Here is a 13587-nt window from a genome sequence, read left to right as displayed (position 1 = left end):
ATGAATAAACAGAGACTAAAATTGAATCGAAGAATACTTGTGATGGCGCTTCTTATTTATGGAGCGCTTTTTGCCGTAGTTGCTAAACTCGGCCAAGTACAATTGATAGACAGTGGTGATATGACGGAAAAGGCATATGGCCAATGGACAAAGGATTATTGGACGCAAGGGGAGCGAGGAGAAATATACGATCGAGATGGCAAGGTCTTGGCTGAAAATATTGTTTCCCAAACTGTGATAGCAACACCAGAAATGATTGAGGATAAGACGACTTTTGCAACTGTATTCAGTGAACTTTTGAAACTGGATCCCCTTGAAGTATTGAATAAGCTAGATACGGAGCGTTCTGAGGTAATTTTGCGGGAGGATTTAACCCTGGATGAAATGCAGGTTTTAATGTCTAGTGATTTGTCGGGAATTGAGATTCGCAAAAAAAACAAACGTTTTTATCCCTATCATGAATTTGCTGCCCATATTCTTGGCTTTACTAATTATGACGGGGTGGGCCAGTATGGATTGGAACGGTATTACAATGCTTACTTGACCGGGACACCTGGCCGGGTGATGAAAATGACTGATGCAGGGAACAATAATGTTTTGTTTAACCTGGACCGATCGATACAAGCGGAAGATGGGCGAAACTTAATCACGTCTTTGGACATGGAATTGCAGGAGTTGGCTGAAGATGAGGCAATAACAATTGCGCAACGAACGCAAGCGAAACAAGTTCAGATTCTTGTGATGGATGTGAACCGCGGTGAGATTTTGTCGGCTGCTGCATTTCCTAACTATGATGTAAATGCGCCTACGACATTCTTATGGAACCCGGAAGCGCCATCAGATTTAAACGCGGAAAAAATTGAAGAATGGAATGAAAAACCGTGGTCTGAAATCAGCGAAGAAGTCTATCAATTGTGGCGAACACCCTATATTATGGACAGCTATGAACCGGGCTCCACTTTTAAAACCCTAGTTGCTGCAGCAGCCCTTGAGGAAGCGCGCGTGAATCAAAAAGAGGGTTTCTATTGTGATGGTTTTGTCAGACAGATTCGAGGTGCTGATATTCGTTGCTGGAGCTGGGAACATCCCCATGGAGCGGAGAGCTTTTCGGATGGATTGGCAAATTCATGCAATGAAGTCTTTGTAGAGGTTGGTCAAAGACTCGGGGTTGACACCTTCTATCGCTATCTTGATCAGTTTGGTTTGAATCGTTTGACTGGGGTTGACTTACGCGGTGAACAGGCAGGGATTTATGCAAAGTCAGAGGATATTAATGCTGTAGAGTTGGCCACCATGTCTTTTGGGCAGGGATTTCAGTTGACACCCCTGCAATTATTGACGGGTTTTAACGCTATTTTGAATGGTGGGTATTTGATTGAGCCCCATTTGGTGACTAAAATCGCGAATAATGAGGGCAAGGTGGTTGAATCCTTCGACCCGAATATTCTCCGACAAGCAGTGTCGAGAGAAACCTCCGATGAATTGCGATGGATGCTTCGAAAAGTTGTTGAAGAGGGTACAGGGAAACGTGCAGACCTTAAGGGCTATCAAATTGGTGGGAAAACGGGCACGGCACAAAAATTGATTAATGGCAGCTATGAAGACGGCGCTGTCATTGCATCTTTTATTGCTGCGGCACCCATGGATGCTCCTAAATATAGTGTTTTGATCATTGTTGATGAACCGCAAGGGGAATTGACGGGTGGTGGAAGCACATCTGGTTATGCTTCATCGCGTTTGCTGGCTTTTTTATTGGATAAGAATGGGTATCAGCAGACGGAAGAGTGGGAAGCCGTATCAGCTCCCAACCTAATTGGATTAACAAAGGAAGAGGCGATTGAGACCTGTAAAAAAGAAGGTCTTCCTTATCGCTTTATTGGAGATCGGGAATTAGGCAGTTTTGTAACGGCTCAGTATCCACAGCCGGGAACAGAGTTGGATGAGCGTTTTTATATAGAAATTCATATCGAAAAACCGGAAAAGGAAAGTTGATTTTTTTGAGGGGTAGAAGTATGATAGTAACAACAGATTAGCGCGTGGGAGGAATCAATTTGAGACTAAAAGATCTACTACATAGAGTGACGATTCTAAATTCTATAGGGAGTTTAGACAAAGAAATTGGCGGGCTGACATACGATTCGCGCTCAATCACTTCAGATGGGCTATTTATAGCTGTTTCGGGTTTTAAGGTAGACGGACATGCCTATATCGGAGAAGCGATAGCGCGGGGTGCTGCGGCGGTTGTGACAGAGAAAGAATGTATGCTGGCTTATCAAGAGGGAACGACAGCCATCATGGTGGAGGACTCACGAATTGCCATGGCTACAATTGCAGCAAATTTTTATCAAAATCCCTCTCGTGAATTGGGTGTTGTGGGAATTACAGGCACCAATGGAAAAACATCTACCAGCTATTTTGCCCAACAAATTCTTGCAAAACTGGATTCGAAAATCGGAGTAATTGGCACCTTGGGCATTCATTTGGGAGATAAGAAATTACCAATTTCCATAACAACAGTAACGACACCTGAGGCAATTGAGTTGCAACATACATTTCGAGAAATGGCTGATGCCGGAGCCAAACGTTGTGTGATGGAGGTTTCTTCCCATTCTCTTGCCTTGGAACGAGTCGGTGACATCCGGTTTCGTCATGCGGTCTTTACAAACTTGACACAGGATCATTTGGATTTTCATCATACGATGGAAGAGTATTTTTCAGAAAAGAAAAAATTATTTGAACGAACAGATGGGAAGTGTATTATTAATTGCGATGATCCATATGGTCTTCAACTGTTTGAAGAGTATAAAATGGAGGCTTGTTCTTTTGGTTTACATGGCAAGTGGAATCTGCGTGCCGAAAATCTAGAACTTGGCATTCGGGGTTCATCTTTTGATTTGATTGTTTATGGACAACGTGCTCGTGTTGAAACCAAGCTATTGGGAGAGTTTGCCATTTACAATTTACTTGCTGCAGCGGCAATCGCCTATCATGAGGGTATGGATTTTGATGCAATCTGTAGGGCAATTCCACAAGTGAAAGGGATATGCGGACGATTTGAATTGGTTGAAACACCAGCAGACTATTCCGTGGTTATTGACTACGCCCATTCCCCTGATGGTGTGGACAAGGTCATACAAGCAGCACGTGCAATCACAAAAGGGAGAGTAATTACAGTCTTTGGATGCGGTGGCGATAGGGATCAGACCAAGCGTCCGATTATGGGGCGAATTGCTTCGGAAGGCAGTGATTTGCTTGTGATTACATCGGATAATATGCGTACTGAGGATCCACTTTTTATTATCTCGCAAATTGAAGAGGGAATTTCAGCGGAAAAACAGAATTATATCTGCCAACCTGATCGAACAAAAGCGGTGGAAGAAGCATTGCGGTTGGCTGAAAAAAACGATTTGATTTTGCTCCTTGGAAAGGGACATGAACGATATCAAATTATTGGAAGTAAAAAAATTCCAATGGATGAGCGAAAGATCGTACAAGCGTATTTTGAGAAGGAGTAAAATTGGAAATGAGTGAATGGATCATAGGGAGTTTTGCGCTAATCGGAGCGCTTGCAACGGGTAAGCTTTTGTTACCATGGCTGATTCGATTGAAAGTTGGCCAACATATTAGAGAAGATGGACCACAATCTCATTTGAAGAAGACAGGTACCCCAACCATGGGAGGCCTTTTCTTTTTGATTCCCATGGGAATCGTTATGCTTATAGAGGCTGCACTTCATCAACGAGTAGAAGGGATCTTAATGTTTCTTGGGGTCTTTGGATTTTCTGCTATTGGATTTTTTGATGATTATCAAAAGGTGATCAAAAAGCAAAATCTTGGTTTGACTGCAAAACAGAAAATAATACTACAATTCGCAGTTGGATTGATCATTGTACTACTTTATGCGAAAACGATTGGTGATTTTTCCGTAAGAATACCATTTATAACCGGAATCTGGGACATGGGCTTTTTATCCTTTGTACTATTTTCCGTATTTGTATGTCTTGCTACAGTGAATAGCGTGAATTTAACAGATGGCTTGGACGGGCTTTCAACTAGCGTTACTATCCTTGTTTTCTTGTCCTTCTATGTATTGGGCCTTAAATTGAACCTTGGTTCAGAGTTGGGGATTATGACCATCGCCTCCGTGGGCAGCCTTCTTGGATTTTTGGCCTTTAATCGTTATCCGGCCCGGGTGTTTATGGGGGATCTTGGTTCCTTGGGACTGGGAGGTGCGGTTTTTGTATTGGCGCTTTTATCGGGATTGCAGTGGTGGATTCCCATTGTCGGCTGCATTTATTTTGCAGAAGCATTATCTGTGATTATTCAAGTCATTTCATTCAAGACACGGGGCAAGCGTGTCTTTCGGATGAGTCCAATTCATCATCATTTCGAATTGGGAGGTATGACGGAAAATCAAATTGTTGTTCGATTTTCAATGATTACAGTTTTAGCAGGTCTTATTGGATACTGGGCTCTGTAGGGGGTTGACATGGAAAAGATAGCAGTAATTGGATATGGGAAAAATGGGCAAGGCAATGTAGAAGCCCTGGTTCATATGGGTTATCGTGTTGTCGTTTACGATGATCATGACATTCAGATGTCTAGTTTTGGCAAGGAAGCTTCTGTCGCTGTTTGGACAGGCGACCAGATTCCGGAGGGGTTGACACTTGCAATCAAGAGTCCGGGTATCCGAATGGATCATCCTTTGATTCAAGGCTTGATTGGGGCTAAAATTCCGGTTATGACGGATGTGGAATTTTTTCAGCGTCACTTTGATTTTCCGGTTATCGGAATTACGGGGACAAATGGAAAGACCACCACAACAACTTTGGTCGGAGAAATCTTACGGCAGGGGGGAAAAGAAACCTGTGTAGCCGGGAATATCGGTATTGGAATTTTACCCTGTGCAGTTCATGCAGAGAAGGATACCTGGTTTGTTTTGGAATTGAGTAGTTTTCAATTGGAGTCCTGTGTGCGTTTTCAACCTAAAGTATCTACGATTATTAATCTGCGGCCCGATCATTTGGAGTGGCATGGTGGATATGAAGCCTATAAGGCGGCAAAGAAGCGGCTCTGGATGAATGCAGCTGAGGACGACATCATTGTCGTGAACCAAGATGACCCTGAACTTGTGGCTGAGGGGAAACAATCAAAGGCCAAAGTCATTGGTTTTTCCATAGAAAAAGAGTTAGAGGAAGGCTGTTTTCTTTTGGATGATGCTGTGGTGTATCGTGAAAAAGGAGAAACGTTATTCATTGCGAGTCTGGATGAAATTCCGCTAAAGGGACGCCACAATTATCAAAATATTGCAGTTGCTGTTGCCTTGAGTATTCAGGCAGGAGTGGGGATTGAGGCTATTCAAAAGACAATTCTTTCCTTTCAAGGAATATCTCATCGTTTTGAGTGGTTGGGAAAACACGGAAAACGTGGATTTTTTAATGACTCAAAGGGAACCAACACAGAAGCCAGTGTAGCAGCGGTTCAGGCGGTAGAAGGACCAAAGGTTTTGATTGGCGGTGGATATGACAAGGGTGAGGTTTTTGGCGATTTTTTTGAAGCTTGCCGCATCAATCAGGTTCATACGGTCATACTTATGGGTCAAACGGCTAGCAAGATGAAAGCGGCTGCAGAAAGTGCAGGAATTTCGAAAATCTTATATGCATCGGATTTGAATGAGGCGGTAGCGCTATCTTTAAAAAATTCTCAAGAAGATGATTGGATTCTTTTATCACCGGCTTGTGCAAGTTGGGATCAATATAAAAGTTATGAAGAACGAGGAGAAATATTCCGTCAGGTTGTGATGAAAATTGAAGAAACTGATTAATAGAAAAAAAATGGATTGGATGATTTTCATCCTAGTGGCAATTCTTTCGATACTTGGGGTTGTTATGGTTTATAGCGCTAGCGTGCCGACCGCTTTGATTCAAAAAAATGGAGATGTATATTTCTTTATTTCTCGCCATTTGAAGTTTTTGTTTCTTGGATTTATCATGTTTTTTATAGCAAGCCGCATTCATTATCGGGTATATGAACGGGTTTCTATTCTCTTATACGCAGCTTCGATTGCCCTTGTTCTTTTAACCCTTTTCTCCCCGATGGGAAAAGAAGTGAATGGATCAAGGCGATTTTTAGAACTCTTTGGTTATCGCATGATGCCGGTAGAGTTCGTTAAGGTTGGTGCTATTCTTTACTATGCAAAATTTTTATCGACCTGTGAGTTTAAGTCATTTTTAAAAGAGGCTGTACCAGCACTTTTGTTAATCGCCGTAACCGCTGGACTGATCTTGGTCCAGGATGACTTGAGTAGTACTTTGACGGTAGCGGCCACCATGTTTGTTATGTTGATCTGTGCTGGATTGAGAGTGCCAGAGATCTTGCTTTCCGTCATCGTTGGGGGCGGGGCTGTTGGAGCTGTATTTTATCGGGCATTTCTTACAAATTCCTATCAATGGAAACGAGTGGATGCTTGGCTGCATCAGGATGAGTATTTGGGCACCTTGAATTTTCAATTACGGCAGTCCTTATATGCCTATGCTCATGGTAGTTTAACGGGCGTTGGTCTTGGGCAAGGGATACAGAAATATTATTATTTGCCATATCCTTATAATGATTTCATTTTTTCTGTTCTAGCCGAGGAGCTTGGGTTTATTGGTGCAATATCCACGATCTTTGTTTATGGTCTCTTTATTTGGGCGGGGTTAAAAATAGCTATGCGTACACAAAATCGATATGGAGCTCTTTTAGCGATTGGAATTACTGCGCTCTATGCTTTTCAGACTATTATCCACATCGGTGTAGGAACAGGTTTGTTGCCCAATACGGGGGTCGTATTACCATTAATTAGTTATGGAGGAACGGCATTGATTACTTTCTTGTCCATGGCAGGGATTTTAATCAGCATTTCCATCAGTGAATAAGGGGGAACCATGCGTTATATCATTAGTGGCGGAGGGACGGGCGGACATATTTATCCGGCTCTTTCGCTTGTAGAAGAGATTCAGAAGCAAGATTTGGAAGCTGAGATCCTTTATGTGGGTACGCCTAAGGGGCTGGAAAAAAAGCTGGCTGAAGAAAAGGGAATCGCCTATTATGGAATTTCTGTTCAGGGATTCAGAAGAAAATTTTCGATTGAGACATTGAAGACCGTTTTTGTGTTGATCAAGGGGATTTTTGGTGCTTTTTCAGTCATGCGGTCCTTTAAACCAGACGTTGTGATAGGAACCGGGGGGTATGTCAGTGGTCCGATCGTGATGATGGGGACATTTTTTCCGGGTGTCTTTACAGCAATCCAAGAACAAAATGCGTATCCTGGAGTTACCAACCGCATTCTATCCAGGCGGGTAAACCTCGTGTTTACAGCGTTTGAGGAGAGTCATAAATGGCTGAAGCGAGCAAGGGAGATTCGATTGGTTGGGAATCCTGTTAGAAAGGCGTTTTATGATGTGAGTGAAAAAAAATCTAAAGAATTCCATGTTCTTTCCTTTGGGGGATCCGGGGGGCAAACCTCTTTAAATAAGGCTGTTCTTGAACTTTTACAAGAAACGAAAATTAATTTTATATGGACGCATGCGACCGGAGTTAGGCATTATGAAGCCTTTATCAGTGAAATAGATAATCTTCCAGACCAGGTTCAAGTGCGGGCCTATTTACCGGAAATTTTTGATGATATGGTGGATGCAGATTTGGTAGTTACGGGTGCTGGAGCTATTACCATCGCAGAATTGCAGGCTTTGGGTAAAGCATCAATCTTGATACCAAAGGCATACACAACAGAATACCATCAATTCTTTAACGCCAAAGCCATGGTGGATGCAGGGGCCAGTTTGATGTGTGAAGAGAAGGATTTGACGGGCCAATGGCTGATGGATGCTGTAGAGAAATTGCGATCTGATTCAGATTTGCGAAAGAAAATGGCGAGCCAGTCCCGTGAAATGTCGAATCCATTGGTGACACAAGAAATATTTCAATTAATTTGGGAGCGTGTGAAACATGGTGAATAGAATCAAAGAAGTGTCGAGTTGGCTTGTGATGGGGATGGTGTTTTGCTGCCTTTTAGGTATGCTCAGCTACCAATACCTTGTTTTTGGCGTTGACACGATTGTGGTTCATGGAGAAGACCAATTATCGGAAGAGGAAATAATAGCTGCAGCCCATGTGGAATCGCAACAGATGCTATGGAATATTAATTTGAAACAAGTTGAACGTAATCTTGAGAATTTGCCCTGGATTCAATCGAGTTCAATTAAACGTAGTTTGCCTAATCAATTGGAAATTGTAATCGATGAACGAAGCCCTCGATATCAGCTTCAACTGATGGATAAACGCATCGTAGTCATGGATGAAAAAGGAATCTTTTTGGATTATGTAAATTCAAGTGATTCTTGGGATGGCGATACCGAATTGATTGAAGTACCATTGGAAGTTGAACTTGGAATGAAGCCTAGCAATGTTTCAGAAGAACGTTGGGATTGCTTGCTGGAAATTTTGAATTGGAAAGACACGCTTGTTGGCGAACGTGCATTTCGTATGACAAAGCTTAATGATCAAGAAATGGAGTTTTGGCTGACAAAACGTTTGAAGGTAGAAGTGTCGGATATGATAGATGGCCCCTATATTGTGGATATGCTTGCGAGAATTGTCAGTGATTTGTCTCGTAAGGGGATTTCAGAAGGGACCATTCAATTAGAAGCAGGTTATGATGCTAGATTTTTGCAAGAAGAGTAGGTGAGGCTATGAAAAAACGATGGATTGAAGGCTTAATAATTGGTGTAATTTGTGTTGTTGGGGTTCGGGTTGCTTCCCAAATGGAAATCGAACAGCGCTATCCCTATGGCAATGAGGCTTTGTTGCAGCAGATTCAAACCCTTAAAAAGGAGTTGAACCACCAGTCGGAAACCATTGCGGTGTTGGAGACGGAGAACGATTTTTTGCGGGATCAAACCAAGTCTAGTGATGAAATCGTAAATCGATATATTGACACTATCGATGAACTTGAAATGAAATTAGGTTATACCCAGGCCCAAGGACCCGGGGTTGAAGTTCGAATTCAAGAGGACAATCTATATCCAAACATGAGCGTTTTGGCAGATAATACGGAGATTTTACATGATGTGATCAGTTATTTGAATGTTGCTGACGCAGAAGCTATTGAGATCAATGGGGAACGCTATACTGCGCGGACTGAGATTCTTAAGGTTGGTTCACATATTAATGTCAATGGAATTTCCATTGGAAGCCCCATTGTGATTCGTGCTATCGGAGATCCTGATAAATTAGCCGCTGCTTTAGACCTGAAGGGCGGTATTGTTTTTGCTATCGAGAATTATTTGGGTTTGGAAGTAGAGGTTGTCAAACAAGAAAAAATGATCTTAAAAAGCCAAGTTCCTCGTAAATCCAGTCGGTTTATAAGGGGTGTTGACAATGAATGATAAGAGAAAACTCACCTTGTTTATCGCTTCACTGGTTCTTGGATTTTGTTTATTGTGGCTTGCTCGTGTTCAATCGAGTCGACTTCAGGAAGCAGATAAATCAGAATTGATTCGTTTGGAAAATCAAATTGAAATTTTATCAGAACAGATTCAAACGCGAGAGGATTCCTTGATAGAGAGGGCTCAGATCCTCGAGACCTATCAGAGTCTAACCGATGAAATAGAAACCCTTGCGTATTTACGCGAAGACTTGAAGGAAAAAAGGATTCTTTCTGGTTCTCAAGCTGTGAAGGGGCCTGGGATCCTGATTAAAGTGAATGATCGGTCCAATGATGGAGAACAGGTAGAAATGTTTGACTTGGTTCATAATACGGATATTTTAAATATTGTCAACGATCTTCGAGCTGCAGGTGCAGAAGCGATAAGCATTGAAGGGGAACGGGTGACTTGGGGATCGAAAATCCAATGCGGAGGTCCGATTATCTGGGTGAATGATGAGAGCACAACTGCTCCATTTGTTATGAAAGTGATTGGAGATCCTTCAGTTTTGTTTGCAGCGGTTACGGCACCCAATACGTATACGGATCTACTTCGTTCTGTATACAACCTGGAGGTTCGTGTATTAGTCAGTGAAAATTTAGAAATTTTAGGTTATGAGAGGAGAAGATAAATGAAGTATTTGATGCTAGGAATACTCGCGGGAGGCGTCATTGGCTATCTGATTCCTCTGGGTTGGCCCTTGAATTTTTCTGCCTATTTGTTGGCCTATATTTTGCTTTCTATTGATGGAATTCTAGCTAGTGTTTTACAAGCAAAAGACTCAAAAAAAAGTCATAGCCTGCTAGCTCTGGGAATGGAGATCATTCTTTGTACCGGTATTGTATTTTTGGCGGATCAGTTCAATAATTTGTTGTATTTGGGTGCCTATCTACCAATTTGCATACGGATGTTTGGGCGAATCCAGTCCTGGGCTGAAAACTTGTCGGAATAGAAAGATTGTACTTTTCTTTGTAATACGATAAACTGTATATAGATTTTAATATTCATATTACTGCTAATAAACTACTAGATCTCGTGATTTCGGAGGTGCGGAATGTTTCAGATAGATTTTGAAAAAGATTCAAATGCAAAAATTAAAGTGGTGGGCGTCGGTGGAGGCGGAAACAATGCGGTAAATCGAATGATCACCAAGGATTTACAAGGTGTTGATTTTGTTGCCATTAATACCGATATGCAAGCTTTAAAGGCTTCAGAAGCCGAATTTACCATTCAAATTGGTGAAAAGCTGACCCGTGGTTTGGGTGCTGGAGCAAATCCAGACATTGGACGACAAGCGGCTGAAGAAAGCCGACAGACGATTATGGAATCGATCGAAGGCGCTGACATGGTCTTTATTACAGCTGGAATGGGCGGTGGAACCGGTACGGGTGCTGCTCCAGTTGTGGCAGGAATAGCAAGAGAAATGGGTATTTTGACAGTGGCGGTTGTAACGAAGCCTTTTACATTTGAAGGTTCTCGAAGAATGCGTTTTGCCACATCTGGGATCGATACCTTGAAAGAGGCGGTTGATACCTTGGTGACGATTCCAAATGATCGATTGTTGGATATTGTAGAGGCGAATACCACAATGATGGAAGCCTTTGGGATTGCTGATGAAGTTTTGCATTCCGGTATTAAAGGAATTTCAGATTTGATTGTGGTTCCAGGTATGATTAACTTGGATTTTGCCGATGTTAAAACCATTATGGAAAATCAAGGGGTTGCACATATGGGAATCGGTTCTGCCAGTGGAGAAAATCGGGCTATTGAAGCGGTTCGTAAAGCGATCGAGAGTCCACTGCTTGAAACGACTATCAATGGAGTTTCTGGTGTATTGTTGAATATCACTGGAGATCAATTGAGTTTGATGGAAGTGACACAGGCTGCCGATTTGGTTCAGCAGGCTGCATCTGCCGATGCAAATATTATCTTTGGAGCTGCGGAAGATCCTAGCTTGAACGGAGAGATCAAGGTAACCATTATTGCCACCGGTTATCATGACAAGGTAGAGATAGCTCCGGTCAAGACCGTGGTAGTTGAAAGCAAGCCAGAAGGAGTTGTTGAAAAGCTTGCAAGCAAAGTGGAAGCGGTTGAAGTTGTTAAGGAAGAAGTAGATCAAGAGATTGAATCGAAGCCAGCGGAAGCACCAGTTGAGCCAGAAGAAAAAATAGAGAAAACGACAGAAGAAGGTCAGGAAGAAGATACCCTGGATATTCCGACGTTTATACGCCAAAACTTTTAGGTGGGAGGGAGACGAAAATGAAATGTCCTTTTTGTGATTATTATGAAACAAAAGTGGTAGATTCGAGGCCGACAGAGGAAGGTCATTCGATTCGTCGCCGCCGGGAGTGTGTGAAGTGCAACCAGCGCTTTACAACCTATGAAAAAATCGAACATATTCCGATCGTTGTGATCAAGAAAGATGGTACTCGACAGGAATATAATCGAGATAAAATCATTAATGGCCTGATTCGCGCTTGTGAAAAGCGACCCGTGTCCATGAAACAGATGGAGTTGATTGCAGATGAAGTGGAAAAGAATTTGCAAAATTCTTTGAAACGTGAAATCTCTTCTACCATGATTGGGGAATTGGTTATGAATCAACTCAAAGATTTGGATGAAATTGCATATGTTCGATTTGCATCTGTTTATCGTCAGTTTAAGGATTTAAACACCTTTCTTGATGAGTTGAAAAAGATGCTACACGAGAAGTAGGAGAAAAATGGATTTATTTGGATTTGCTGAACAAAAAAAAGTTTATCAACCTTTAGCGGAGCGAATGCGCCCGAATCGATTGCTTGATTTTCAGGGGCAGGAACGTTTGGTTGGTGATAACTCAGTATTAAAGAAAGCGATTGATCATGATCAATTGCTTTCTTTACTTTTATTTGGACCTCCGGGAACAGGGAAGACAACCCTGGCAAGAATTCTGGCCAAAGAAACAAAAAAAGCGTTCTTTCGATTGAATGCCGTGACTTCAGGGGTGAAAGATATTCGTGAAGTAGTTGAGAAAGCAAAGGCCTCTCAACGGTTTGAAGGGATTGGCACGATTTTGTTTATCGATGAAATTCATCGGTTTAACAAATCGCAGCAAGATGCTCTTCTTCCCTACGTAGAAAATGGAACCGTAATTTTGATTGGGGCAACGACGGAAAATCCCTACTATGAAGTAAATAAAGCCTTGATTTCACGATCCATTGTATTAGAATGCGCACCATTGGATGATGAGTCCATTGAAAAAATCGTACAGCGTGCGATTTGTGATCAAGAAAATGGATTTGGTAAGTTGCCAGTGTATCTTGAGGACGAGGCCATGGACTATATGGTTCAAGTCGCTAATGGTGATGCGCGGGTTGCTTTAAATCTTTTAGAAATGGGTGTCATGCTTGCAGAATCGAAAGAAGGAAAAATGAATATTTCTCTTTCTTTGCTTGCTGACGCGTCTAGGAAAAAACCCATTCGTTATGAAAAAAATGGAGACTTTCATTACGATGTAATTTCTGCATTTATCAAAAGTATTCGTGGCTCAGATCCGAATGCAGCCCTATATTGGCTAGCTTTGATGATCGAAGCCGGAGAAGATCCGAAATTTATATGTAGGCGTCTGATGATCAGTGCAGCGGAAGATGTTGGCAATGCGGATCCCCAAGCTATACAATTGGCGGTTGCGGTTGCGCAAGGTGTTGAACGGATCGGTATGCCTGAGGGAAGAATCTTATTGGCACAAGCGACGACCTATTTGGCTTCGGCCCCAAAGAGTAATGCCTCTTATGTGGGGATCAATCGTGCTCTTGAAAAGGTGAAAACCGAGAAAATTGCGACGGTTCCTGAACATCTAAAAGATGCAACAGCTCGTGGCATGAAGGCGCGCCATCAAGGGGATGAAGGACTGAAATATCTGTATCCTCACGCTTATTCCAATCATTATGTGGATCAAAACTATTTACCGAAGGCTTTGGATGAGAGTGAGTTTTATACCCCTACGGATCAGGGCTATGAGAAGAAGATGAAAATGTATCTGAATAGTTTGCGAGAAGACGACTAAGGTCGTCTTTTTGATTGCAAGAGAGGGATAAGACGACAAGAAGGTCTAGAAGCTATTTTTGCTTGAAAAAGATAT

At 42.2% G+C, this 13587-nt stretch carries 13 protein-coding genes; all 13 read left to right on the top strand.

Features of this window, described 5'->3' with window-relative positions:
• Positions 1-1992 (top strand): penicillin-binding transpeptidase domain-containing protein, encoded by a 1992-nt coding sequence (locus tag AC25CA_RS09400; RefSeq protein ID WP_486813599.1) that lies wholly within the window; start codon positions 1-3, stop codon positions 1990-1992.
• Between the two features lie 59 nt (positions 1993-2051).
• Complete coding sequence (locus AC25CA_RS09395; protein ID WP_486813598.1) at positions 2052-3515, top strand: UDP-N-acetylmuramoyl-L-alanyl-D-glutamate--2,6-diaminopimelate ligase; 1464 nt, start codon at positions 2052-2054, stop codon at positions 3513-3515.
• 8 nt (positions 3516-3523) lie between these two features.
• A complete protein-coding gene (gene mraY / locus AC25CA_RS09390) occupies positions 3524-4480 on the top strand; it encodes a phospho-N-acetylmuramoyl-pentapeptide-transferase (RefSeq protein ID WP_486813597.1) in 957 nt (318 codons plus the stop codon).
• A gap of 9 nt (positions 4481-4489) precedes the next feature.
• The gene (gene murD / locus AC25CA_RS09385) at positions 4490-5824 is read left to right on the top strand and encodes a UDP-N-acetylmuramoyl-L-alanine--D-glutamate ligase (protein ID WP_486813596.1); all 1335 of its coding nucleotides are present in this window, start codon (positions 4490-4492) and stop codon (positions 5822-5824) included.
• On the top strand, positions 5808-6917 hold the full coding sequence (locus tag AC25CA_RS09380; protein ID WP_486813595.1) for an FtsW/RodA/SpoVE family cell cycle protein: 1110 nt from the start codon (positions 5808-5810) through the stop codon (positions 6915-6917). The genes murD and AC25CA_RS09380 overlap by 17 nt, the downstream gene beginning before the upstream one ends.
• A 9-nt stretch (positions 6918-6926) precedes the next feature.
• The gene (locus AC25CA_RS09375) at positions 6927-8000 is read left to right on the top strand and encodes a UDP-N-acetylglucosamine--N-acetylmuramyl-(pentapeptide) pyrophosphoryl-undecaprenol N-acetylglucosamine transferase (protein ID WP_486813594.1); all 1074 of its coding nucleotides are present in this window, start codon (positions 6927-6929) and stop codon (positions 7998-8000) included.
• Complete coding sequence (locus AC25CA_RS09370) at positions 7990-8724, top strand: cell division protein FtsQ/DivIB (RefSeq protein WP_486813593.1); 735 nt, start codon at positions 7990-7992, stop codon at positions 8722-8724. The genes AC25CA_RS09375 and AC25CA_RS09370 overlap by 11 nt, the downstream gene beginning before the upstream one ends.
• 8 nt (positions 8725-8732) lie before the next feature.
• Positions 8733-9428 (top strand): DUF881 domain-containing protein, encoded by a 696-nt coding sequence (locus AC25CA_RS09365; RefSeq protein ID WP_486813592.1) that lies wholly within the window; start codon positions 8733-8735, stop codon positions 9426-9428.
• Positions 9421-10098 (top strand): DUF881 domain-containing protein, encoded by a 678-nt coding sequence (locus AC25CA_RS09360; RefSeq protein WP_486813591.1) that lies wholly within the window; start codon positions 9421-9423, stop codon positions 10096-10098. Before AC25CA_RS09365 ends, AC25CA_RS09360 begins: the two co-directional genes overlap by 8 nt.
• A complete protein-coding gene (locus AC25CA_RS09355) occupies positions 10099-10419 on the top strand; it encodes a hypothetical protein (RefSeq protein ID WP_486813590.1) in 321 nt (106 codons plus the stop codon).
• 102 nt (positions 10420-10521) lie between these two features.
• Positions 10522-11709 (top strand): cell division protein FtsZ, encoded by a 1188-nt coding sequence (gene ftsZ / locus AC25CA_RS09350; protein ID WP_486813589.1) that lies wholly within the window; start codon positions 10522-10524, stop codon positions 11707-11709.
• A 17-nt stretch (positions 11710-11726) separates the two neighbouring features.
• On the top strand, positions 11727-12182 hold the full coding sequence (gene nrdR, locus AC25CA_RS09345) for a transcriptional regulator NrdR (protein WP_486813588.1): 456 nt from the start codon (positions 11727-11729) through the stop codon (positions 12180-12182).
• Between the two features lie 7 nt (positions 12183-12189).
• Positions 12190-13512: a replication-associated recombination protein A gene (locus tag AC25CA_RS09340; protein WP_486813587.1), complete on the top strand. Its 1323-nt coding sequence runs from the start codon at positions 12190-12192 to the stop codon at positions 13510-13512.
• Positions 13513-13587: the final 75 nt, after the last annotated feature.

This window comes from Gottschalkiaceae bacterium SANA, from assembly GCA_036323355.1.
Taxonomy (GTDB): domain Bacteria; phylum Bacillota; class Clostridia; order Tissierellales; family GPF-1; genus GPF-1.
Note: the sequence above shows the minus strand (reverse complement) of the source record. Positions and strands in the feature narration are given on the sequence as shown.

Coding starts and splice junctions, on each gene's coding strand:
- murD (WP_486813596.1), top strand. CDS start 4,490: ATGGAAAAGATAGCAGTAATTGGATATGGGAAAAATGGGCAAGGCAAT.
- AC25CA_RS09355 (WP_486813590.1), top strand. CDS start 10,099: ATGAAGTATTTGATGCTAGGAATACTCGCGGGAGGCGTCATTGGCTAT.
- mraY (WP_486813597.1), top strand. CDS start 3,524: ATGAGTGAATGGATCATAGGGAGTTTTGCGCTAATCGGAGCGCTTGCA.
- AC25CA_RS09340 (WP_486813587.1), top strand. CDS start 12,190: ATGGATTTATTTGGATTTGCTGAACAAAAAAAAGTTTATCAACCTTTA.
- AC25CA_RS09400 (WP_486813599.1), top strand. CDS start 1: ATGAATAAACAGAGACTAAAATTGAATCGAAGAATACTTGTGATGGCG.
- ftsZ (WP_486813589.1), top strand. CDS start 10,522: ATGTTTCAGATAGATTTTGAAAAAGATTCAAATGCAAAAATTAAAGTG.
- AC25CA_RS09365 (WP_486813592.1), top strand. CDS start 8,733: ATGAAAAAACGATGGATTGAAGGCTTAATAATTGGTGTAATTTGTGTT.
- AC25CA_RS09375 (WP_486813594.1), top strand. CDS start 6,927: ATGCGTTATATCATTAGTGGCGGAGGGACGGGCGGACATATTTATCCG.
- nrdR (WP_486813588.1), top strand. CDS start 11,727: ATGAAATGTCCTTTTTGTGATTATTATGAAACAAAAGTGGTAGATTCG.
- AC25CA_RS09360 (WP_486813591.1), top strand. CDS start 9,421: ATGAATGATAAGAGAAAACTCACCTTGTTTATCGCTTCACTGGTTCTT.
- AC25CA_RS09370 (WP_486813593.1), top strand. CDS start 7,990: ATGGTGAATAGAATCAAAGAAGTGTCGAGTTGGCTTGTGATGGGGATG.